Annotated in this window: 21 protein-coding genes; 15 read left to right on the forward strand and 6 right to left on the reverse strand. The window is 36.8% G+C overall.

Annotation, left to right across the window (positions count from 1 at the left end; genetic code table 11):
* Positions 1–2 precede the first annotated feature (2 nt).
* Entirely contained in the window at positions 3–1,256 is a 1,254-nt protein-coding gene (locus EA365_07315) for a class I SAM-dependent methyltransferase (protein TVQ45684.1), read from the forward strand.
* A gap of 63 nt (positions 1,257–1,319) precedes the next feature.
* Here EA365_07315 and EA365_07320 read toward each other — a convergent pair whose 3' ends face one another.
* Positions 1,320–2,408, reverse strand: a complete 1,089-nt coding sequence (locus tag EA365_07320) for a chorismate synthase (protein TVQ45664.1) — start codon at positions 2,406–2,408, stop codon at positions 1,320–1,322.
* 7 nt (positions 2,409–2,415) lie between these two features.
* Positions 2,416–3,393 (reverse strand): succinate dehydrogenase/fumarate reductase iron-sulfur subunit, encoded by a 978-nt coding sequence (locus EA365_07325; GenBank protein TVQ45665.1) that lies wholly within the window; start codon positions 3,391–3,393, stop codon positions 2,416–2,418.
* Positions 3,394–3,585: 192 nt separating this feature from the next.
* Here EA365_07325 and EA365_07330 point away from each other — a divergent pair, with 192 nt between their 5' ends.
* On the forward strand, positions 3,586–3,987 hold the full coding sequence (locus tag EA365_07330; GenBank protein TVQ45666.1) for an AbrB family transcriptional regulator: 402 nt from the start codon (positions 3,586–3,588) through the stop codon (positions 3,985–3,987).
* Between the two features lie 46 nt (positions 3,988–4,033).
* Positions 4,034–4,873, forward strand: coding sequence for a CPBP family intramembrane metalloprotease (locus tag EA365_07335; protein TVQ45667.1), 840 nt, complete (start codon positions 4,034–4,036; stop codon positions 4,871–4,873).
* Here the strand turns inward: EA365_07335 and ugpC are convergent.
* Genes ugpC through EA365_07350 form a run of 3 tightly spaced genes read right to left on the reverse strand, consistent with a single transcriptional unit; the run spans position 4,866 to position 6,597 of the window.
* Entirely contained in the window at positions 4,866–5,939 is a 1,074-nt protein-coding gene (gene ugpC / locus EA365_07340; GenBank protein ID TVQ45668.1) for a sn-glycerol-3-phosphate ABC transporter ATP-binding protein UgpC, read from the reverse strand. The genes EA365_07335 and ugpC overlap by 8 nt on opposite strands.
* Positions 5,940–5,951: 12 nt before the next feature.
* Positions 5,952–6,152: a hypothetical protein gene (locus tag EA365_07345; GenBank protein ID TVQ45669.1), complete on the reverse strand. Its 201-nt coding sequence runs from the start codon at positions 6,150–6,152 to the stop codon at positions 5,952–5,954.
* Positions 6,153–6,180: 28 nt separating this feature from the next.
* Positions 6,181–6,597 (reverse strand): response regulator, encoded by a 417-nt coding sequence (locus EA365_07350; protein TVQ45670.1) that lies wholly within the window; start codon positions 6,595–6,597, stop codon positions 6,181–6,183.
* Between the two features lie 75 nt (positions 6,598–6,672).
* Between EA365_07350 and EA365_07355 the strand changes: the two genes are divergently transcribed.
* The 7 genes from EA365_07355 to EA365_07385 all read left to right on the forward strand — a co-directional run bounded on the left by EA365_07355 (position 6,673) and on the right by EA365_07385 (position 16,516).
* The gene (locus EA365_07355; protein TVQ45671.1) at positions 6,673–9,102 is read left to right on the forward strand and encodes a DNA topoisomerase 4 subunit A; all 2,430 of its coding nucleotides are present in this window, start codon (positions 6,673–6,675) and stop codon (positions 9,100–9,102) included.
* A complete protein-coding gene (locus EA365_07360; GenBank protein TVQ45672.1) occupies positions 9,092–10,705 on the forward strand; it encodes a phospholipid carrier-dependent glycosyltransferase in 1,614 nt (537 codons plus the stop codon). The genes EA365_07355 and EA365_07360 overlap by 11 nt, the downstream gene beginning before the upstream one ends.
* A 231-nt stretch (positions 10,706–10,936) precedes the next feature.
* Entirely contained in the window at positions 10,937–11,173 is a 237-nt protein-coding gene (locus EA365_07365; protein ID TVQ45673.1) for a hypothetical protein, read from the forward strand.
* Entirely contained in the window at positions 11,154–11,435 is a 282-nt protein-coding gene (locus EA365_07370; protein TVQ45674.1) for a type II toxin-antitoxin system mRNA interferase toxin, RelE/StbE family, read from the forward strand. Before EA365_07365 ends, EA365_07370 begins: the two co-directional genes overlap by 20 nt.
* A 211-nt stretch (positions 11,436–11,646) precedes the next feature.
* On the forward strand, positions 11,647–13,653 hold the full coding sequence (locus tag EA365_07375) for a hypothetical protein (GenBank protein ID TVQ45675.1): 2,007 nt from the start codon (positions 11,647–11,649) through the stop codon (positions 13,651–13,653).
* On the forward strand, positions 13,650–16,058 hold the full coding sequence (locus tag EA365_07380; GenBank protein ID TVQ45676.1) for a serine/threonine protein kinase: 2,409 nt from the start codon (positions 13,650–13,652) through the stop codon (positions 16,056–16,058). Before EA365_07375 ends, EA365_07380 begins: the two co-directional genes overlap by 4 nt.
* Positions 16,058–16,516, forward strand: a complete 459-nt coding sequence (locus EA365_07385) for a cytochrome (GenBank protein TVQ45677.1) — start codon at positions 16,058–16,060, stop codon at positions 16,514–16,516. The genes EA365_07380 and EA365_07385 overlap by 1 nt, the downstream gene beginning before the upstream one ends.
* Here EA365_07385 and EA365_07390 read toward each other — a convergent pair.
* Complete coding sequence (locus tag EA365_07390; protein ID TVQ45678.1) at positions 16,513–17,643, reverse strand: 5-(carboxyamino)imidazole ribonucleotide synthase; 1,131 nt, start codon at positions 17,641–17,643, stop codon at positions 16,513–16,515. The genes EA365_07385 and EA365_07390 overlap by 4 nt on opposite strands.
* 41 nt (positions 17,644–17,684) lie before the next feature.
* Here EA365_07390 and EA365_07395 point away from each other — a divergent pair, with 41 nt between their 5' ends.
* The 5 genes from EA365_07395 to EA365_07415 are packed head-to-tail and all read left to right on the forward strand — an operon-like array spanning position 17,685 to position 20,902.
* Positions 17,685–17,879, forward strand: coding sequence for a hypothetical protein (locus EA365_07395; protein TVQ45679.1), 195 nt, complete (start codon positions 17,685–17,687; stop codon positions 17,877–17,879).
* A gap of 9 nt (positions 17,880–17,888) precedes the next feature.
* Positions 17,889–19,748, forward strand: coding sequence for a hypothetical protein (locus EA365_07400; protein TVQ45680.1), 1,860 nt, complete (start codon positions 17,889–17,891; stop codon positions 19,746–19,748).
* Positions 19,749–19,753: 5 nt separating this feature from the next.
* Entirely contained in the window at positions 19,754–20,212 is a 459-nt protein-coding gene (locus EA365_07405; GenBank protein TVQ45681.1) for a hypothetical protein, read from the forward strand.
* Positions 20,213–20,215: 3 nt separating this feature from the next.
* A complete protein-coding gene (locus EA365_07410) occupies positions 20,216–20,677 on the forward strand; it encodes a hypothetical protein (protein ID TVQ45682.1) in 462 nt (153 codons plus the stop codon).
* 42 nt (positions 20,678–20,719) lie between these two features.
* Complete coding sequence (locus tag EA365_07415) at positions 20,720–20,902, forward strand: hypothetical protein (protein TVQ45683.1); 183 nt, start codon at positions 20,720–20,722, stop codon at positions 20,900–20,902.
* Positions 20,903–21,129: the final 227 nt, after the last annotated feature.

The following is a 21,129-nucleotide window of genomic DNA, read 5'->3' on the forward strand; positions in this document are numbered from 1 at the left end:
TCATGCAATCAGTCGGAGAAAAAACCTATACTCAAGCAGTTAGAGAAGGTAAATATGATTTATATGTCGGTAATTTATTCGGTAAATACGACAATGTAAGGACGTACTGGGAAGATCAATTGACTAGAATTGCCTTACGACCTTTTCTGGAAGAATTAGTTAAAAAAAGGATTAATAGTAATCAGGATTTACGTATCGTGGATCTCGGTTGTGGTGCCGGACAAGGTTACCAAATCTTGACTAAGATTGATCGCCATGATTTAGATTTAGGGCTGCAACACGAAAGAGTTCTACCCCAAAATCAAATAGATTTGTATTTGGGGCTAGATATCAGTGCCGCTATGGTAGAAAAGGGTAAAACTATTTTTGAGGATAAATCAGAAGTAGAATTTGCCCAGGCAGATTTACGCCAAGGTTTAGGGGCAATTAAAGTAGAACAAGAACCCTTTGATATTTACTTTTCTTCCTATGGTTCTTTATCACATCTTTCTGCTGCAGACTTGGTCAAACTCCTGGAGGATATTTGTGACCATGGTAAAAATGAAAGTTTAGTGGTACTTGATTTACTCGGACGCTACTCTCTAGAATGGCCAAATTTTTGGAACGCCACCTCCGAGTCAGACAAAGTACAAGAATACACTATGAGTTATCTGTACTCACGAGCTACTAGAGAAAAAATTGAGATTGATCACTTTCCTCTGCGCTTTTGGATTGGCTCAGAAATTCAAGAACTAGCCCAACAGTTAACAACTAGCACTGGTGTAGGTGTAGAAGTGTTAAGATTAATGGATCGCTCTGTATTAGTAGGACGTCATACGGATACCCAGCACTATAATCCCCAACTTAAACCGATTAGGACGGCTGTTAATTCACTACATGAAGATTATTTACGGACAAATTTAGAAGATTTGTTGATAGATCCTCACATAGTACCAGAACATCCTTTAATCAATCCCTATCTCCTGCAGTTAATTAAATCTTGGAATATAGTGGTAGAATATTGCCAAAAACGTCTCTGGAAACGCTGTTCTTTAATTGAACTAGAAGGTTGGGATGAGTTTCCTAAACCTTTGCAGTTTGCTTTGATGACAGTGGATCGGGCGATATCTGATGTAAGCTGGATGTGGCACGGAGATCCTAGAGCTAATATCATTGAACCTCAATTAGGTTATGCTCTGCGTACTCTTGAATATGAAACGCAACAAGGTTACGGATGTAGTCACGGTCTGTTGGCGATTCTCAAAATCCAAAAATAATACTCTTGTTCTTGCATCTCAAGGCAAAAGGGGAGGCAAATTGATCAACCTCCCCTAATTCAATTACCACAACTTACATTGTGCCTGATGACGTAAGAGGTGGTCGCATAAGACTAAGGCTACCATAGCTTCAACCATAGGTACAGCCCGAGGTAAAACACAGGGATCGTGTCTTCCTTTGGCGGCTAGTTGGGTTTCTTCGCCTGTATTGGTGACTGTATCTTGATTTTGACCAATGGTAGCGGTAGGTTTAAAAGCTACTCTGATAATAATAGGTTCACCGTTACTAATGCCACCTTGAATACCACCAGAGCGATTAGTGCGAGTACGGGTTTCCCCTTGTTCGTCTATATAGTAGCTGTCGTTGTGTTCACTCCCTGTAAGTAGAGTTCCTGCAAATCCTGAGCCGATTTCAAAACCTTTGGTAGCCGGGAGAGACATAACCGCTTTAGCTAAATCTGCTTCTAGTTTATCAAAGACTGGCTCTCCTAATCCTTTGGGTACTTGACGCACGATACATTCTACTACTCCACCGAGAGAGTCTTTGGCTTGACGCGTCTTATCGATGAGTTCAATCATTTGTTCGGCACATTCTGCATCGGGACAACGTACAATATTACTTTCAACCTGTGCTTGGTTGACTTGATCTAGATTGATTTTAGCCTCTAAATTCTTGATGCTTTTGACATAAGCGACGATTTCTACGGACGCTAACTGGTGCAGTATTTTCTTAGCGATCGCCCCTGCAGCTACTCTCCCGATGGTTTCACGAGCCGAAGATCTTCCCCCTCCTTGCCAATTACGGATACCATATTTAGCGTCATAGGTAGCATCAGCGTGAGAAGGTCGGTATTTTACCGCCATTTCTTGATAATCTTGAGAGCGAGCGTCTTTATTGCGTACGAGAATAGCGATGGGTGTTCCCAGGGTTTTCCCTTCAAACACTCCTGAGAGAATCTCACAGGTATCGCTTTCTTGACGTGGAGTAGTTATTTTACTTTGTCCTGGACGTCTGCGGTCTAAATCTGCTTGTATTTCTTCTGTGCTAATTTCTAGACGGGGTGGACATCCATCGATGATTACTCCTACTCCTCCTCCGTGTGATTCTCCAAAGGTAGTAATCCTAAATAAATGTCCAAAGGTGTTACCCATAGTTTTTCTATTGTCCTTTTGCTGATTTAGTGGTAGCTTGTACGGCTTCAATTAGCGATCGCACTTCTTGAGTTCCTGTGGATGCTTCAAATGTTTTCGGGAGTTTGCCTGTGCGGAACATTTTCCAACCTACGGGTAAGATTTTCCATAACTCCTTCAAATCCCGAAAATAATTACTCGTTAGTAACAGAGCGAATTTGCGCTCATCTATCCAGCCTCCCTGTTTCACCAGATTGATCAACAACTTACGGTGACGAATCGCCATACTTCCTGTTTCTTCTCGTTGCAAAATCTCTTGTTTAATTTTGCTGATTTGATCCATTGGCGCTACTTCCATGGGACATACATAGTTGCACTGGAAACAGCGTGTACACCCCCAGACTCCACTTTCTTGATTATTATAATTTTCTAGTCTGGTTTCTGTTTGTTCGTCTCGGGAATCTTTCAGCAAGCGTAAACTTTTAGCCAGAGCGTGAGGTCCGACAAATTCTTCATTGACAGCTACTGCGTTACATTCAGAATAACACGCACCACACATAATACAATTACCCGTTTGATTGAGTTGTTCTCTTTCTTGAGGACTTTGTAAAAATTCTCTTTCGGGTACTGTTCTACTTTCACTGCTGACATAGGGCTCTATCGCTTCTAGGTTATGCCAAAATTTAGACATATCTACTACTAAATCTTTAATTACTGGCAAATTTCCTAAAGGAGCGATCGTTATTTCTGTGCTGTGATAGTTTTTAATTTCCTGCTCTACATTTTCTTTACAAGCTAAAGCAGAACGACCATTTATTCTCATGGCACAACTACCACATATAGTATTGCGGCAGTTTTTTCTATAGGCTAAACTTCCGTCTAATTCCCATTTAATTTTATTGAGACAATCTAAAATAGTATTTCCTGGCTCAACCTCGAGAGAATAGGTTTCTAGCTCTCCTGGATTGTTACTATTTTGTCGCCATACTTTTAACTTGACTTCCATCTCTTCTTCTTCTGGTGCTTTACTCTTCTCTATTTTAGTTTAACTCTTAATGTCTGAGTGAATATACCCCAGGGTTATTTTTTATTGCTATTTTTACAAAAATTTTCTTTTAAGTATTTTCTTTTGACAAGTTTTTTTTTATAATATAATTTACTAGCAAAAAAAAATGAATCATTAAGAAGAGTTTAGACAATGAATGACACCCAAGGAACACCTTTAACAGGTAAAGCTCTACTGCAAAAAGTTAAAGAGCTATCACACTTGCCACGTAGAGAAACGGCTAAACACTGTGGCTATTATAGCATTAAGAACGGTCAAACTCGCGTTAATTTGACGGATTTTTATGACGCTCTTTTAGTAGCTAAGGGAGTCCCTCTTGATCCCGAAGGAATGAAAGATGGTCGTGGGAGAGAAGCAACTTATAGAGTGACTGTGCACAGAAATGGTCAAATTGTTATAGGTTCGACTTATACTCAAGAAATGGGATTAATCCCAGGAGATGAGTTTGAAATTAAGTTAGGATATAAACACATCCACTTAAAACAAATCGAGCCTAGCGAAGAAAATGGCAGAGAATATTTAGATCATAACTAGATTAGTCCTAAATTTTTGCTCTTAGTTATTTGGTCAAATTTTGCTCATGACTATTAATCCCCTTTTGACTGCGTCAGGTTTAATTCTACTAGTTGGAGAATCAAGCCTGATCAGGGTAGCCATTTTTTTATTAATTTGGCTAATTATTTGGTTACCTTTGGCTATTCCTTTAGCTAAAATACTCAAATGGCGTATTCAAGATCCCTTAGAAACTGAGCAAAAATTACCCTTAATAGCCTCTCTGTATCTAATTGCTCCTGGAATAGTTTGGGGAGCAATTAAAATTGACCAGAGTTCTTGGTCTAATTGTGGGGTAAAATTAGCACCAGAATTTTTCCTCTGGTTTTTCCTAGGCATAATCATAGCTATACTGGGTTTAGCTTTACTGCTAAGTTTAGAAAAGTATCTCAATTGGTTAGAATGGCTACCAGAGAATTTGCCAAATTTAAGAAAAATCGCCCTACCCATACTAGCTATAAGTATTGGTATTGGGTTGATTGAAGAATTAGTTTTTCGGGGTTGGATGTTTTGGCAATTACGACAAGAGTATGATAACTGGGTAGCAGGGGCGATCGCTTCGGTAATTTTTGCTCTTTTACACTTACTCTGGGAAAGAAAGAAAACGATACCCCAATTACCTGGCTTATGGTTAATGGGAATGGTATTAGTACAAGCCCGTTTAACCGCTAATGATAGCATAGCTTTAGCTTGGGGGTTACATAGTGGTTGGATTTGGGTATTAGCTTCTCTGAGTAGCGCCCAATTGATTAGCTATAAAGATAATGTAGTTTCCCCCTGGTTAATTGGATTTTTTCGAGAACCCCTAGCGGGATTAATAGGGATTAGCTTACTACTAGGAACGGGGATTATTTGTTATGTTATCTAGGAAAAATAAATAAATTATCTAAATCAAGTGTAACCTTGAGGCGATCGCCCCTATAACCTAACCAATGGGGAGAAGCGTAGAAGTTAATTATCTGTTGGGTATCAGGTAGAATAGCTTGAACCAGAGTCTGATGTCCTAAAGGTTCAACAAGTTGGATCATAACATCTAATTGGTTAGTTGTGTCTAAATCCTCTACTGAGTCACAAATATGGATATTTTCTGGTCTTATTCCTACCTCAAAAAAATCTACCCCATCAATTTCTAAAGATTTAACTAATTCAGGAGTTAATAACAACCGCTGATTGTGCAGGAATAAACCATAATCTTGATAAGTAGCAGGTAGAATATTCATAGGTGGACTCCCGATAAAAGTAGCCACCATACGATTAGCAGGTTGATTATAGATGGCTCCGGGTGTGCCGATTTGTTGAATTTGACCACGATCTAGGACAATAATTTGGTCAGCTAGAGTCATCGCTTCAACTTGATCATGAGTGACATAAATCGTGGTAATTCCTACCTGTTGATGTAATTGTTTTAATTCCGTTCTAGTTTGTTCCCGTAATTGTGCGTCTAGATTAGAGAGGGGTTCATCGAGAAGAAACAATTTAGGTTCACGAATAATTGCTCTTCCTAAAGCTACCCGTTGTTGTTGACCTCCTGAGAGTTGTTTAGGTTTACGCTTGAGAAGGTGGGAGATAGAGAGCGATCGCGCGATTGCTTCCACCTTAGTATTAATAGTGGAGGGAGAAGCTTTGCGCATTTTCAAACCAAAAGCGAGATTTTCTGCTACCGTGAGATGAGGATAGAGAGCGTAATTTTGGAAAACCATCGCTACATCCCTTTGTCTAGCTGGTACTTCGTTAACCCGAAGGTCATCGATATAGATATTTCCCGCGGTAACCTTTTCTAACCCGGCGATCGCCCTGAGAATTGTTGATTTTCCGCACCCCGATGGTCCTACGAGTACCCAAAACTCACCATTGGGTACTTGAAAGGAGATATCAGCGATCGCTTTTACCTGGTCAAATTCTCTGCTTACTTGTTCTAATGTTAATTTTGCCATAATGACAAGTGATTAACTCTCGGGAGTTTCCTCATCTGATTCTACTTTCGGGACAAAATCAGGACGTGTTTTATCTTCCCAACCTGGTGGTCTTTTGGAGTTATACCAAGCGATCGAACCGATGGTAACAGCAGCGATAAAACCGATAAAATAAACAGCGATAAAAGCAAGAGGTATATTCCCAGTTGCTGCGGCTTCGAGAAATAGATACATATTCAAAAGTGATTTTTTTTACTATAGCTCAGTTTAGCAAATCCCCTTTAGCTTTAGCCGCTAAATTTTTGACTCGCTCAACAAACTCAAGCTGATCTAAGATAGGTTTAATGACATAATCATCAGCTCCACTATCTTGGAGAAATTGTTGACGATGACTTTCCATCGCGTGAGCACTAATCAACATTACTGGTATATTAGCAGTAGTTGGATTAGCTTTGAGGAGTTGGGTTATTTTTACACCATCTACTGGTATTCCCTGGTAAATACTTTGGGATAGAGCAATATCCATTAAAACTAAATCAATTTCTCCCGAGCTAGTGATTTTGAGTACTTCTTCTACATCTTCTGTATTTTTTACCTGTAAACCACCTCTCCTGGTCAAAATCATGGTAAAAATTAGTCGGTTATCTTCTTGATCTTCTACGATTAAGACGGTTGTCATTGTTACTAGCCAAAAATTAACGATGCTTATTTAGGCTGATTTATTTATATTCATTATAACTTCATTTAAACACTCATGGTCAAACAACTTAACTTATTAACCACAGGACAAATCATCCCTACCGCACTCCATGTCGAAATGGAACAATCTTACTTAGAATACGCCATGAGTGTGATTGTTGGACGCGCTTTACCCGATGTTAGAGACGGTTTAAAACCCGTACATCGGCGCATTTTATACGCTATGCACGAATTAGGATTAACACCCGATCGCCCTTATCGTAAATGTGCGCGGGTAGTAGGGGATGTCTTAGGTAAATATCATCCTCACGGTGATCAAGCGGTTTATAATGCTTTAGTGCGGATGGTGCAAGATTTTAGTAGTCGCTATCCCTTGTTAGCAGGTCATGGTAATTTTGGTTCGATTGATAACGATCCTCCAGCTGCGATGCGCTACACCGAAACCAGATTAGCTGGAGTTAGCAATCAAGCCCTTTTAGCTGATATTAGCGAGGAAATAGTTAATTTTACCGATAACTTTGATAATTCTCTGCAAGAACCCGTGGTATTACCAGCTCAATTACCCATATTACTACTAAATGGTTGTTCTGGTATCGCTGTAGGTATGGCTACTAATATTCCCCCCCATAACCTCAATGAAATAGTAGATGCTTTGATTCTGTTAATCGATCAACCTCAAGTGACAGATGAAAAACTGCAACAAATCATACCAGGTCCTGATTTTCCCACAGGAGGAGAAATTATCGACTCTAAAGGGATTCAAGAAGCGTATCAAACGGGAAGGGGAATTATTACTCTTAGGGGAGTAACCAAGACAGAAAAAGTTTACTCTGGTAAACGTCAAAACCGAGAAAAAACCGCAATCATAATCACAGAGTTACCCTATCAAGTCAATAAAGCGGGTTGGATTGAAAAAGTAGCTGATTTAGTTAATCAAGGAAAAATCGAAGGAATAGCAGATATTCGCGATGAAAGCGATCGCGAGGGGATTAGAGTAGTAATCGAGTTAAAAAAAGACGTCTCCTCCTCAGAAGTTTTAGAAAAACTTTATCGCTATACCCCCTTACAAACTAGCTTTGGTGTGATTATGTTAGCCTTGGTGGATAATCAACCTCGTCAACTGTCTCTACGTCAATTACTAGAAGAGTTTTTAAGTTTTCGAGAACAAACCCTCACCCGCAAATATAATCAAGAATTAATTACAGCTAGACAACGTTTACACCTAGTAGAGGGTTGGTTAATCGCCCTTAATAATCTCGATCAAGTTATTAGTATATTACGTCAGTCTCCCGATGGGAGTACCGCTAAAATTAGTCTGCAACAGGAGTTAAACATTACTGAAACTCAAGCAGAATCAATCTTAGCTATGCCTTTTCGTCGTTTGACAGGTTTAGAACAAGAAAAGATACACCAAGAAGCAGTAGAGCTACAAGAAAAGATTACAGAACTAGAAAAGTTATTAGGCGATCGCCATGAACTCCTTAAATCCCTGAAAAAACAATTACGTACTCTCAAGCGTCAATATGGAGATATTCGACGTACTCGCATTATCTCAATCGAAACAACCCCAACTCCTACCCCAACCACAACCACTACCTCCACACCCGAAGGTATAATCAAAGTCACAGTCAATGGTTGTATCTATTGGCAAAAACCCCAAGAAAAAGAACCACCAGGAGTCATTTACCGAGAGTCAATCCCTCCACAGGGAAATTTAGTAGTAGTCACCGACTATGGGAAAGCTTACCCCATCTCTTTAGACGCTATCCCTCACCTAGGGGAAAATTCTAACCAATTACTACTACGATTACTTTCTCAAGCAGCCCAAAGAGATAGTAACCAGATTGTTACTCAGTTTTTCCCTCCTGAAAGTAATTCTAGCCAAAACTTCCTACTAGTCACTCAACAAGGACGTCTCAAACGTCTCTCACTTTCAGAATTAGACGAGTTAACTAATCGTGGTTTAATGTTAATTAAACTCAAAGAAAAAGATAGTTTAGCCTATCTCGGTTTAACCAATCCAGATGATGAAGTAATCATCGCTACCCCGGGAGGGCGTTTAGTGCGTTATCAACTTCATAACGAGACTATACCTCTCCTCGGACGTAGCGCACAAGGTATTACAGGATTAAATCTGCGACCTGGAGAACAAGTCGTTGGGTGTACACCCGTTAACCCTAAATCTCATCTAATTCTAGCATCTACTCTAGGTTATGTTAAACGTATTGCTGTAGCTAATATTAGAGTTTGTCAGCCTAAAGATATTGGTACTCAAGCTATCAAATTTACTAACCCTTCCGATAGTTTAGCGGGCATAGCTATAGATAAACCTAACGCTAATATTGGTTTTTATCTAGGCAGAGAATATCAGTATCTTGCTAGTAAAGATATACCTATTTTAGCTAAAGGTAGTCCAGGAGAACAGCTAATTAAATTAAACTCACACCAGAAAATTCAGAAAATCTATTTACTAAATGAATTATAAATTTGATAAATACTTAATAGTTATAATTTTAACTTTAGGTTTTTTCTTACGTTTAAAAGGTATTGATTTTGCTTTACCTTTTCTTTATGATGAGGATGAATCTAGACGAGTTAATCAAGCTTGGCAAATATTGGTTAGTCGCGATCCTAATCCTCGGTGGTTTGGTCATCCCGCTAGTACTTTAATTTATCTCCAGACTATTAATCAATTACTAATTTTTTGGATAGGAAAACTACTAGGATTTTTCGCTAATTTTAGTGACTTTCAAGATTTATATTTTCATAATCCAACCATATTTTATTTAACTGGTCGTGCTTGGCTAATCGCGATCGATACTGGTACGATTTTCGTAACCTATCTAGTTGGTAAGGAATTAAAAAACCACTATGTAGGTTTAATTGCTGCTCTTTTAATAGCTGTTACTCCTTTACAAGTCAAATATGCTAAAATCATCCGTTCTGATATATTAGTAACTTTTTTCCTAGTTTTATCTTTTCTATTCTGTTTGAAAATTTTAGCTAAAAATACTCGAAACAATTACTTATTATCTGGAGTTTTCTTAGGCTTAGCTATAGTCACTAAGTACCCCGCATTAATGTTGACACCAAGTATCATTATAGCTCATTTAATTAGTAATCAATCCCAATGGTGGCAAGAAAGACATAAACTTTTTTTAACTGCTTATTCCTGTTTGTTAACTAGTTTTTTAGCTTCACCTTTTTTGTTTATTAATATGGGGATAACTCTGAGTAATATTAGGCACGAAGCTAGGGATGGTAATCTAGGCGCTAATAGCGAAGGTTTTCTTAGTAATTTATTTTGGTATTGGCATCATCCTTTAGAATATTCTGTGACTATTTACGGATTGGTTTTAATTGTAATTGGCTTATTTTTTTGTGGCTACTTTAAAGATAAAAAACAAATTATTTTAGTAAGTTTCTTTGTAATTTTTTATGTATTTATTTCTTATCTAAGTCTGAGATGGGATCGTTGGATTATTCCTTTATTGCCATTTGCTTGTTTATTAATCAGCTCCACCCTCTATCAATTGTATGAGTTATTTACAAAAATATCTAAACAAAGATTGGGATTATTGGTAATTGTCACTTTAATAATGTTAATTTTTACACATTTAATGTTTAGTACCTATAAAGAGATTAAAGAAATATCAGGTAAAGATACTAGAACAATAAGTAGAGAATGGATTTTAGATAATATTCCTTTAGGAAGTTCAATTTTAGTAGATGAGGGAACTCCACCCCTAGATATCAACTCATTTAAACTCTATGAGGTTTATAATCGTACTTTGACTCCAATTAAGGAAGAAAATTCCCGTCATATTTTTGTGGGAGTAGAAATCAATCCTATAGGTAAACTGGACAATATAGAAGCAATCAAGGAACAAAAGATAGAATATTTTATCTTAAGCTGGAAATATCTTGCTTATTTAAATGAAGCGGAAAGATATCCCGAAATAATAGCTAAATATACCAAAATGATTAATTCTGCTCAATTAATTTATACATTAGAAAGAAACCCACAGCAAAATATTACCTCAGGACCTACTATTAAAATTTATAAATTAGACACTCCCATATCTTAAGAATAGGTAATGTAGGGGCGCCCATGCTTGCGCCCTAGAGAAGAGGGAAGATGGGGAAGACTTAAGAATGTAGAATGATTATTGTTTTGTGCATTCTGAATTCTTGTATTCGTCTATTTCGAATCACACCTAACACCTATTTTTCTATAGTTTACTATAATAGATACAGCAGTACAAGCGCGCGTAGCGCTATAGACAGATAAATTTAGCAATAATACTTATTTGTTAAAAATGATTACATCTTTCTGGCAAAATTTGATTGAATCTATTGAAACCTTATCAATTGAGGATCAAGATTATTTATTTGATTTAATTCACCAAAGACGCATTGAAAAAAGACGCGCAGAAATTGCTAATAATGCTCAAGCTATCTTAACCGATTTACAACAGGGAAAAGCTAAAATTGGCACAGTGGAAGATTTCATTACAGATTTGTTAAAGGAAGATAATGAGATTAGTCTGGAATAATCAATTTAGACGAACTTTTAAAAAACTGATTAAGAAAAGTCCTGAACTGCAAAATAAAATTACCAGTGTTTTAAGGTTATTAGCTGAAGATCCATTCACTCCCTCTTTAAAGTCTCATAAATTAACAGGGAATTTAAGTAATTTGTGGTCTTGTTCTGTTACTTATGATTGTCGTATTATTTTTATCTTTTCTCAGGATGAAGATGCAGGGGAATCTTTAGTTATTCTAGTGGATATTGGCTCACATGATGAGGTTTACTAAATTTTGTTTAAAAGGTGATACTTGGTTAATCGCGATCAATTTTACTTGTAAGTTTACTGCGAAGTTTTGGGGTGAATTGTAGCCAAAGTTACAGTTTTTCCCCTGACTGATAATTCCTATAACTACTCTTGTTATACCTATTACGACAATTACTGAAGATCCCTATATATGTTAAAATAAGTAATAATTTTTCTCTACAAATATATATCTTATGAGTTATTCTCTAGTAGTAACTGATACTTTTTTGAATCAATTATTAGGACTTCCCCACTCTGTCACAAAATCAACACCTAGTAAAATGAAGCGTCTCCAAGAAAACCCACAATCAGTAGATGGAGATAGTAAAAAAATCAAAGGAAGAGATAATCTTTATAGAGTTAGAATCGGCGATTATCGCTTACTTTATAGTTTTGGTTCAAATTGGGTTAAATGTTTAGCCATCGGTCATCGTAGCAAAATCTATAAAAATCTTAATCTAGAAGTTCCTGAAGATGAGTTACAAGATATTAACACAGATGATGAGTTCATAACTTCTGCAACTGAAACACCAGGTTTAATCACTCAAGAACTCTTAAATAATTGTAGGATTCCCGAAGAATATCACCAGCAATTATTACAGTTAACCACAGACGACGAATTATTATCTTTAGATATTCCCGAAAAACTGATCTTAAGAATTCTAGACAATTTATATCCACCGCAAATAGAAAACCTAGAGAGACAACCAGAAAGACTAGTAGAAAAAATAGAGGATATAGAGAACTTTTTTGCAGGAAATATTACCGAATTTTTATTAAAATTAGACGAAGAACAAGAAAGAATTTGTAACTACAAAATCAATGAAGCAGTCTTAATGAAAGGTGGACCTGGAACAGGAAAAACCGTCTTAGCTATCTATAGAGTCAAAAAGTTTATCGAATTAGGACATGAAAAAATTCTGTTTACAGCCCATAGTAGTGCTTTAATTAACTATGCTCGTAAACTTTTAGCCCAACTATTAGGAGATGAAATTAACAAGGTAACAATTGAAACTGTAGATTCAGAAATAACCAGTTATTACTTAAGTCGATATAGTAAACAACCAATCCTTAGTCAACAGCAATCTTTAGAAGGTATCCAACAAGCATTAATATACGTGCGAGATAATCATAAGTTTACAGGAGTACAAAGATTTAATTGGTTGGCAGCTGCAGATAGACTAGAAAAAAAAGGATATGATTATCTATACAGAGAAATAAGCGAAGTTATAGAAGGTTGTGGGTTAATTAATGAACAAGATTATTTAGAGTTTAATTCAGCAACAATAGTTAAGCAAATAGATAAAAAATTTATGTGGGAAGTCTATCAATACTTTAAACAGTTATTATCTAGAGAAGGTTTAACTACGGAAGAAGAATTTAGAATAAAAGCCTTAGAATTAGCCCAAAAAGATAACAATATCAAGGAATATGACGGGATTATTATCGATGAAACCCAAGACTTATCACCAGTATCCTTGAAGTTTATTTTAAAAAGAGTCAGGGATAAAAAGAATGTTTTCATCACAGCAGACTCTTCCCAATCTATCTATAGAAGAGGCTTTAATTGGAGACAAGTACATCAAATCCTTAAAGGTCATATTCTGGATCTTAACTATAATTATCGCAACACAGGGGAAATAGTAACTGCCTATCGTAGTATTCTTTATCCCGAAGATAACTATCAACCATCCTTAAGAAAAGGGGAAATACCAACGGTTTACTTTTGTAAAAACGAAGAAGAAGAAGCCCAAAAAATTAAAACATTCTTTATTAATTCAGCCAAAACCTATAGAATGCCTTTAACTGGTGCTGCGTTGATTTGTCCTTCTATAAAGATCGCTCATCAATACGTAGATAGACTCAATCAAATAGAATTACCCGTTAAATACGTGGATGGAAGTGAAATAGACCTTAATTCTCCTTATATCAAAGTTATCACCATGGAAGCATCCAAGGGTTTAGAATTTGCTTTTGTCGCAGTAGCTGGTCTCAAAAAAGATGTATTTCCCTATACTAATCCCCAATTAAGTAGAGAAGAAGCAAAGATAAATCTAGCACAACAAAAAAGATTATTTTATGTGGCTTGTTCTAGAGCAATACAGAACTTAGCGGTATATACTAGTAATGAGACACCCTCTAAGCTAGCACAAGATTTGCGAGAGCCTTATTGGGTGAGAGATGGAGCATATCATATATGACTAATTCCCAGATACCAGATTTTAAGGTAATTTACCTACAAGAATTATTAAATAATACTGATAATGTTCGTTGGAATGATTTATCACAGAAAATAGTTAATCCTGATTCAGTAAAATTAATCATTAATTGTCAAGGAGTTAATCCTAGTCAGTTAAATTCTGACCAACTCTATAAGTTATTTTATTCACCCCAACAACAAAACTGGGGATTTGCTGATTATCCTGAAGTTTTTCAAAATATAACCGATGAGATGGCGGATTTTATAGATAAGGTTATTAATAACGAAATAATCATAGAAAAACTACCAGAAAAACCACCACCAGAACGAGAACCAACACAAGAAATACCTAACCCTGGTAATTCCAGTCAATCAGACACTCAACCTCCACCACCACCATCACCAGATGACCCATCACCAGGAACTATCATAAAATATCGCTATGAAATTATTAGAAAATTAAGTGAAGGGAGTTTTGGCAAAACCTATTTAGCTAAAGATAGGGATAAACCGGGACACCCTAACTGTGTAGTTAAGCTTTTAAAACCATCCGTATCCTCGGGAGGGACTATCTCTAGAGCTAAACGCTTATTTGAACAAGAAGCAGATATTCTACATGGACTAAATCATTACTGTATCCCTAAATTATTTGCTTATTTTGCAGAAAATCAACGCTTTTATCTAGTACAAGAATATATAGAAGGAGATACCCTAGATCAAATCATACCAGGTTCACACCCCTGGACACAACAAGAAGTTATCAAGCTATTAGAAGATATTCTAGAGCCTTTAGCTTGTGTCCACCAACAAAATATTATTCATCGCGATATTAAACCCGCTAACTTGATTCGTCGTCAACAAGATCAGAAAATAGTACTGATAGATTTTGGTGCAATTAAACAAGTAACCGAACAAGCTAATAAATCAGGAACGATAATAGGTAGTAAGGGTTATATGCCTGTTGAACAAGAACATCATGGTAACACTAAGTTTGCTAGTGATTTATATGCAGTAGGAATGGTAGCGATTCAAGCAGCTACTGGGTGTAGATTAAATGAGTTAGGAAGAACTCCTCATGGCTTGATTTGGGAGGATAAAGCAATTAATTTAGATTCTCCCTTAAAAGAGTTTATTAACAAGCTGACAAAGTGGGATTATCAAGATCGTTATCCATCTGCTCAAGAAGCTTTAGAAGCTTTAAAAAATATACCTCCACCAAAACTACGAAAACCACGAAAATCACCCATAACAAAAATAATCTTAGCTATCTCATCAGTTGTAGCTTTAGCAGGAATCGGATTAGGGGTAAAATCTATACCCTATTTGACTAAACCCAAACTTAGCGTTGATACGATTAAGATAGGTCATCTCTGGTATCCTGATGACTATCTAGACTTAGAAAGTCACCTTGAAGCAGAATTAGTACCCGCTAACTATTGGGATTTTCTCAAAGGTAAAAAAATTAACGTGATTATCGAGGGCGATCGCAGTCTTAGTTATCAAGAAGCTAGAAACAGAATCGCTAAAAGACAATGGGATATCGCTTTTACTCTATCTCCGATTAACTCTATCTGGGCTATCGATCATGATTATACCTATTTAGCGGCGATGTTCCCAGAAAGTACTTATTATGAAGGGGGATTATTCGTCAGAAGAGATAGTCCAATTCAATCTATCGATGATTTAGGACCAACTACCATCATAGCCTTGGGAGGGCTTAACTCTGCTTCAAGTTTTTATATGCCTGCTTATACACTTTATGGTAAAACAGTTAGTGTAGATACAGGTAATCGTGGTCAAGATATTGTCAATAAAATTAAACAGGGAGAAGTTGACGCGGGAGCTGCAGCTATAGGAGATTCAATCCGCAAAGATGACCCTGATTTAAGGATTATTCATGTCAGTGGAGCAATTCCTGGATCTGGTGTTTATCTATCTCCTGATTTATCCCGACGCGATCGCCAATCCCTTACTCAAGTGATGCTTAACGCTTCAGAAGATATTAAAGAACAAGCTAACTATGGTGGTGATTCTCCCGAGCCTGATTATACTGAGTTTAGGAAAATTATGGCTAGGGTAGATGAGATCTTAATCTGTTCGGATTTTAGTAAAAATCCTGTCAACTTTTTCTGTCCTGATAATATCACAATATCTGAAATTCGCGCTAAAGTGAATGGGTCATCATTTAGGAATAATCAGTACTTATTAAAAGCGGTTGGAGCAGATAACCAGATTTATAACGTTACTATCGATCCAGACTTATTTCAAAGTATCGTCGGTAGTGATAAGTTAACCGATATTCACAATAAAAATCTAGTGATTACTATTCCAGGAGAGCCAACCCAAACGGAAACTGGTTTACATATTCCTATCACCCAAGCACAACAATTACAAATAGTTGACTAATGTTTAATATTCTACCCTTTCTTAGTTATTGTCTAGCTATTATTATTATTGCTCAAGGAATTACACCAGTTCCCTCCACTACTAATTTAGAGACTGCTAAAGCTGTATATATAGACAATTGTTCTAGTTGTCATATCCCCATTCCCGCAGAAGTTTTACCCACCGAAACTTGGCAACAAATCTTAGAAAGACCTCAAAACCACTATGGTACTAGTGTAGATAACCTAGTCAGAATCTCTCAAGTCGTTATCTGGCAATATATGATGACTATATCACGTCCTTTAAGACCTCAAGAACGTCAACCCCTTTACGCGAGAGAATCCCGCTATTTTCGCGCACTTCACCCACGCGTAGAATTACCCGAAGTAGTTAATCATCAAAGCTGTATTGTTTGTCATCCTGCAGCAGCACAATTAGATTATCAGCAATTAGCCCCAGAATGGGAAGATGGACCTTAAAAGTACCAAATAGACTCTATTTTTTCGGCTATTAAACTTAATTGCTGTAAGTCTTGAGAGTCATTTAATAAAGTAGTTACGTGTCCGAGTTTGCGTCCAGGTCGAGATTCTAACTTATCATACCAATGTACCGTAGTTTGGGGAAGATTCTCTAATTGACGTCGCTTGTGGGCATAATCACTTATATTATATTCGTAACCTAAAAGATTGACCATCACCGCACCCTGACATTGTAAACTAGGATCATCCAAAGGTAAACCCGCAATTACCCTTAAGTGCATCTCAAACTGAGAAATATTACAAGCGTCAATAGTATAATGTCCTGAATTGTGAGTACGAGGGGCGATTTCATTCACTAAAACTCGGTTATCCTTTGTTAAAAAGAACTCTATCCCCACAATACCCACTAGATCTAGTTTTTCTAATAAAGTACGGGCGATCGCCTCAACTTCTAAACTAATCTTAGCAGAAATCAGAGCAGGTGCATAAACACGGCGACAGACTTGTTCTTGTTGTTGGGTTTCTACTACAGTATAAATAGCGATTTCTCCCTGACTATTACGGGCTGCCATTACCGCTAATTCTTTACTAAAAGGAATGTAACTCTCTAACAGCATTTGCCGACAACCTAATTTTTGCCAGATTGTCTCTAACTCTACTAAATCCTTAACTATAAACGTTCCTTGTCCATCATAACCATGACGTCGGGCTTTTAAAACCACAGGAAATTCTTTTACCGAGTTAATATCTTCTTGGGTAGTTAAACTCTTAAACTCAGGAATCGGTAACCCGATTTTCTCTAGATAACATCTCTGCTCATATTTATCCAATAAAGGAGCTAAGCTAGTTAAACTAGGATAAAAACACACACCCTGATTAGCTAAAGATTGTAAAGCCTCTAAATTAATAAACTCATTCTCAAAAGTAATTACCTCAGTTAAACTCGCCAATTTAGCAGTGGCGATCGCATCATCTATAGCCCCTAAAACTACTTCTACACCTTTAACAGCTGCAGGATCATCCTTACTCGGAGTCTGTACAACTAATTCTAAACCTAATTTAGCCGCGGAGGGTAGCATCATCGAGGCTAATTGCCCACCCCCGATTACACCTACTCTTTTAATCATAATTTTTCGCTATAATCTAACCAGAATATCTATTTTAACCTATGAGGCCATCTAGAGTTATAGTTGCTAGTTTACTCCTGGCGATCGCTATTCCCGCTACCTTACTAACCATAATTGAATTATCTGGTTTAACCGTGGCTTCTGATAGTCAATGGCTCAATCTACCAGTATTCTTAACAGTAGCCTTAACTACCCTCAGTATCAGCTTTTTATTAATGCGTCAATCCAAATCATAGTAGCTGATTATGAGCTATTGTCTCAATCCCCATTGTCAAAAACCCCAAAACTTACCCAAAAATCGCTTTTGTCAAAATTGTGGAGCAAAATTAACCCTCAAGGATCGTTATATTGCTGTAAGATTGATCGCCCAGGGAGGATTTGGCAGAACTTTTTTAGCCATTGATTTAGACATACCCTCTCAACCACTTTGCGTCATTAAACAATTCTTACCAGATATCCTTAATCCCTCCGAAATCCACAAAGCTAAACAACTTTTTGAGCAAGAAGCCCAGCAATTAGATAAACTAGGACAACATCCCCAAATACCCCAACTTCTAGCCCATGTTGAACAAGAAGATCACCTCTATTTGATTCAAGAGTTTATCGATGGAGATAATTTAGCCACAGAATTAGCCAAACAAGGGTCATTCTCTGAAACAGACATTAAACAACTCTTGGAAAGTATCCTCCCCGTCTTAGCATTTATCCACAAACATAACGTTATCCATCGGGATATCAAACCAGAAAATATCATCCGACGTAAAAGCGATTACCAATTAGTCTTAGTAGATTTTGGCGCAGCTAAACTAGCTACTAAAACTTTATTAGCTAAAACTGGTACAATTATCGGTACACCAGGTTATACAGCCCCTGAACAGGCTTTAGGAAAACCCACCTTCGCTAGTGATATCTATAGCCTCGGGGTTACCTGTCTTCATCTCCTCACCCAAATAGATACCCTCGATCTTTTTGATGCTAACGAAAATGATTGGGTATGGCAAGACTATCTTACCACCCCCGTTAGTCCACAATTACGCAATATCCTCAATAAAATGGTAGCTATGGCGTTAAAAAAACGCTATCAATCCCCCACGGAAATTTTACAAGATTTAACTCTAGTTAAACCCCCTATCCCAACCGTAACTAAACCAATTACCCCTATTCCCCAAACTCTTCCTCGACTCGTAGAAGTAGATAAAAAATACGGTTACATTAATCCTGATGGTAAACTAATCATCGGTTTACAATTTGACCAAGCTAGATATTTTACTAACTCTGGTTTAGCACCAGTAAAAATAGCTCGTCAATGGGGATTTATCAACCACGAAGGTAAACTACAGATTCCCCCTCAATTTGATAACGTCGGTAACTTTTCTGAAGGTTTAGCTTCTTTTAAACAAACTAAATGGTATTTCCTACAATCTAAATGGGGTTATCTTAATATCCAAGGAGACATCGTCATTAATCCTCAATTTAACGATGTTTACGACTTCAGCGAGGGATTAGCAGCAATTCGTCTCGGCATGAGTTGGGGTTATATCGACCAATATGGTAATATAGTCATTGAACCACAATTCGACGAAGTGAGCAGCTTTTCTGAAGGTTTTGCTAAAGTCAGGATTAATAACAAATGGGGTTATATTGATAAAACTGGAAAATTAGTTATTCCTCCTAGAGATGATGGTCGTAATTTTTCTAATAGTTTTGCAGCTGTGAAAATTCATAACCTCTGGGGTTATATTAATAATCAGGGAAATATAGTTATTCAACCTCAATATCTCAATGCTTTAGATTTTTCTGAAGGTTTAGCACCTATTCTGATGGAAACTAAATTTCTCGGTCTCTTGATTACAGGAGAAAAATGGGGTTATATTAATACATTAGGTACAATAGCCATAGAGCCTCAATTTGATTGGGCTTATAGCTTTTCTGAAGGGCTCGCAGCTGTGAAAAGAAACAACCTCTGGGGTTATATTAACAAACTTGGACAAATAATTGTCGAGCCTCGTTTTGATTTTGCTGCTAATTTTGTCAATGGTATCGCCGAAGTTGTTTTAGGTGGTCAATGTCGTTATATTAATAAAAGAGGAAAATTAATTTACTAAATAAAATGCTAACTTTAAACCAACAAATTGAGCAATTAGTACAAGAAGGACCTGAATATGGGATACCTTTAACTATTATGCAGCAAGCAGTAGCTCCCACATTACTAGACTTAGCTAAAGATTTAAATAACTTAGCTTATTTTATCTGTCAAAATCCCCAAGAAAATTGGTTAATTACTACTATTCAACATCGCACAAAACCAGAGTTAGAAAAAAAAGTAATCTATGCTTTTGCTGAGGAAGTAGATGCGATTGAAATGCAAAAAATATTCGAGGAAAAAGTAACCATTATTTCTGTACCTGTAGCTGAATTAATCTTTCAATTATTCGCTCTTAAACCAGTAGATAGCATTATCTTTATGGATGCTCCAGGTAATTTAGCTCAAGGTAAAGAAATAGCTAAACAAACTCTTTTTGATTTATTCCAAACCAAGTTACAACAGTTTAATAATAATCTAGCCTAAGCTATGAAACAGCAACCATACCCCCTTAATTATCATCATGACTATCTCTGTCCTCTTTGTCGTCAAGGACGTATTCATAGTATAGCTTTAATGGATGCTTTTGCTTGTGATTGCTGTCAACATATCTTTAGTGCAGATGTAGAACAACAAACTTTAACCGCTGTAGATACCCAATTACCCATGACTTGGCAATGGAATCAAAAAACCTGGACTAGGGTTAATCCTGAAGGCGTTAATTTCGGTTGGCTATATTTGGTTTTAGGTATTTTATGGGTATTGTTACCAACAACAATCGTCGGTTTAGCTAGTTATCTCTTCCCCCCCCTACCAGGAAGTAGTTTAGCTTGGTTACCTTGGTTTTGGACTGTGGTAACTTTTTTGAGTCATCTATTATGTTTAGTTTGGTTGATACTAGAATACTATCAGTTTCCCGTAAGAGTTTATTTACGCTTTTTATTGCGTTGAGTGTATAATCTAGAAAAAAATAACCACACTTAGGTTAGGAAAATGGTTGATAGATTAGATATAGAAGAAATTGCCACTAAGATTGAACTTGTTATCGATGATCCTCAATCGGTGAGAAAACAGTTACAACAACTTAATCTAGTTCAACAACGATTAGTGATTATTAAAAGAGAGTTAAGAGAAGAGCTCAACGATTTGATCAAATCTTATGATGATCGTTATTGATCATTTAATTAATTCTGTACTCAATTTCTTACCTCATCAATTTAGGAAATGGGGTCATGAGTGCTAGATCTACTTTTTTACAAGTTAACAGATCTCAACGGGAAGCTCAAAAACGCCCCTATTTAGAGTTAGAAGATGTAGTGGATAATTATATTAATCAGATTGAACGGTCTTAAATTGACACTCCCCCCGCTAAATGCTACGCATTATAACGGGAGATTCTTGTT

Origin of the sequence: Gloeocapsa sp. DLM2.Bin57 (genome assembly GCA_007693955.1) — a bacterium.
Classification (GTDB): domain Bacteria; phylum Cyanobacteriota; class Cyanobacteriia; order Cyanobacteriales; family Gloeocapsaceae; genus Gloeocapsa.